The organism is Skermanella sp. (assembly GCF_059503625.1).
The window spans coordinates 1-2,680 of the sequence record NZ_JCACHA010000359.1; the positions used below are offsets into that span (position 1 = coordinate 1).

General features: G+C 68.5%; 4 protein-coding genes. 3 read left to right on the forward strand and 1 reads right to left on the reverse strand.

Features of this window, described 5'->3' with window-relative positions; translation table 11 throughout:
* On the forward strand, nt 1-358 hold a 358-nt coding region (locus AC5JJ6_RS08155; RefSeq protein ID WP_496041557.1), incomplete at its 5' end, for a hypothetical protein.
* Between the two features lie 92 nt (nt 359-450).
* The gene (locus AC5JJ6_RS08160; protein ID WP_496041558.1) at nt 451-1,644 is read left to right on the forward strand and encodes an amidase; all 1,194 of its coding nucleotides are present in this window, start codon (nt 451-453) and stop codon (nt 1,642-1,644) included.
* Nucleotides 1,645-1,665: 21 nt separating this feature from the next.
* Here AC5JJ6_RS08160 and AC5JJ6_RS08165 read toward each other — a convergent pair whose 3' ends face one another.
* Nucleotides 1,666-2,181, reverse strand: a complete 516-nt coding sequence (locus AC5JJ6_RS08165; protein WP_496041559.1) for an adenine phosphoribosyltransferase — start codon at nt 2,179-2,181, stop codon at nt 1,666-1,668.
* A 94-nt stretch (nt 2,182-2,275) separates the two neighbouring features.
* Between AC5JJ6_RS08165 and AC5JJ6_RS08170 the strand changes: the two genes are divergently transcribed.
* Nucleotides 2,276-2,680, forward strand: a 405-nt coding sequence (locus AC5JJ6_RS08170; protein ID WP_496041560.1) for an STAS domain-containing protein, incomplete at its 3' end; no start/stop codon positions are given.

The following is a 2,680-nucleotide window of genomic DNA, read 5'->3' on the forward strand; positions in this document are numbered from 1 at the left end:
GTGGGGCGAACAGAAGTCGTTCTGCATGTCGATCACGACGATGGCGGTGCGGGCGAGATCGATGACGATATTCTGCGGCTCGGCCCTGGCGGCCAAGGGATGGGGGGTCGGCGGCGGCCGCACCATGTCCACCGTTTCCCTGCACACGCGCCAGCGGTTTACCGGTGTCGAGCCGAGTGGAACCATCGCCTATCCCCCTGTCCTGGTATCACCCCTTCAGGACCCGCTCGCACACGCCATGCCAGAAACGGCGGTGGCGGCTTACTCCCATATGCCCCGGCATCCGGTAATCGGATCCGGCTATGCCCACACCGATGCCCGCCAAATGGGCGATGACTTGCCCGTCTATTGGGCTTGATGCGCCGCCAGTACCCGGTATCGTAAGGTGCTATGACGAACGATCGGGCGGCAAGGGGTCGGACATGGCTGACGGGGACCGGGGATGAGCCGATGAACGGACTGCACGGGAACCGGCTCGGCGCCTTCTGTCCTCACGTCGCCCTGGACGTGCCGGGCGCCGCCGAGGGGCCGCTGGCAGGATTGACTTTCGCGGCCAAGGATATGTTCGACGTCGCCGGGCACGCCACGGGTGCCGGCAACCCGACATGGCTGGCGACCCATCCGCCGGCAACCGCCACTGCGCCCGCCGTAAAGACGCTGCTGGATGCCGGCGCGCGGCTGGTCGGCAAGACGATCACCGACGAACTGGCCTTCAGCATCAACGGCGAGAATGCCCATTACGGCACTCCGTTGAACGCCAAGGCGCCGCAGCGCATCCCCGGCGGCTCGTCCAGCGGTTCGGCGTCCGCCGTCGCCGGCGGCGCCGTTTCGCTGGCGCTCGGGACGGACACCGGCGGCTCCGTCCGGGTGCCCGCAGCCTTCTGCGGGATCTACGGCTTCCGCCCGACCCATGGGCGCATTTCCCTGGACGGCGTCACGCCGCTGGCGCCCAGCTTCGATTCGGTCGGCTGGTTCACCCGCGAGGCCGGCCTGCTGGAACGGGTGGGGCGACTGCTGCTGGGACTCCGGGGTGACGAAGAGGGGCGGCCCCGCAACCTCCTTCTGGTGGAGGACGCCTTCGCCATGACCGATCCGTCCGTCAGGACGGCGCTGGGACCGGCGATCGACGCCGTCACCGCCACGCTGGGTTCACCCCGCGACGTCAGGCTGAGCGGCGATGGGCTGGGCGAGGGCTGGCTGAACGCTTTCCGCACCTTGCAGATGCACGAGGTCTGGCGCACCCACGGCGCCTGGATCACCGGCCACAGGCCGCATTTCGGACCGGGCGTCGCCGAGCGGTTCCAGGCGGCGTCGCGGGTGACCGACAAGGCCGCCGGCGAAGCGGCCAATTTCCGCCGCCGCGTGACGGAGCAGATGGACAGCCTGCTGGCGGGCGGCGACCTTCTGCTGATGCCGACGGCGCCCGGCATAGCGCCGCTGAAGAACACGCCGCAGGGGGAGCTGAACCAGTTTCGTGCCCAGGTCCTCAGCATGACCTGCATCGCCGGGCTTGCCCGGCTGCCCCAGGTCAGCCTGCCCGCCGCCGAGATCGAAGGCTGCCCGATCGGGCTGTCGCTGGTGGCCCGGCGCGGCGAGGACGGGATGCTGCTGGCCGCTGCGAAGCGGGTTGCCGAAGTCCTGTGATCCGATCAGCGGCGCGAAGGCTTATGATTCGTAGCTGACCAGCGAGTTTACCGGCACGTCGAGCTTTTTCGCGCCGTTCAGGAAGGCCAGCTCGATCAGGAATTGTGCCGCGACTACCTCTGCGCCGACGCTCCGCAGCAGGTTGATGGCGGCGACCATCGTGCCGCCGGTAGCCAGCAGGTCGTCGCACACGACGACGCGGGCGCCCGGCTTGATCGCATCGGCCTGGATCTCGATCGTGTCGGAGCCGTATTCCAGGTCGTAGTTGTGGGCGATGATGTCGCCCGGCAGCTTGCCGCGCTTGCGGATCATGACGAAGCCCAGGCCTAGCGTCAGCGCCAGCGGGGCCGCGACCAGGAACCCGCGCGACTCGATTCCGACCAGGACGTCCGGCTTGTAGGGCCTCACCGCCTCGGCCAATTGGCCGACGGCTTCCTTCCAGGCTTCGGCATGGGCGAGCAGCGTGGAAATGTCGTAGAACAGGATGCCGGGCTTGGGAAAGTCCGGGATGCTGCGGATATGGTCTTTTATGTTCATCGCTGTCCTGCGAATTCCCGTGACTGGTTCCCATGAACGGATCAGGGCCGCATCCTAGTGGGCCGGCGCATCACATGCAAACAGGTGACCCGTCATGACGGATCTTCAGGCGAACGGCGGGGGATGGATCGAGGCCGTCGAACCGGGCGACCGCGGCGGTCCGGCGCTCGCCGCGGTCGGGCGCTGGGTGATCGCGACCGCCCGGGAACTGAGCGCAGACCTGGAGACGGTCAAGCTCGAGCGGGGCAGGGCCGTGCGTCTCGACCTCGGCCGGCTCGAAGCGGTCGATACCGTCGGCGCCCTGCTGCTGCTGCGGTTCCAGGAGAAGCTGAACGCGGCCGGCTCCCCGCTGGAAGTGACGGGAGCGAGCCCCGCCCATGCCGCGCTGATCGAGGCGGTGAGACGCGCCGACCGGCGCTGCGACCATAGCCTCAAGGACACCCGGCACCCCATCGTCGCGATGGTCGAGCGGACCGGTGCCGCCACCTTCCAGGCCGGG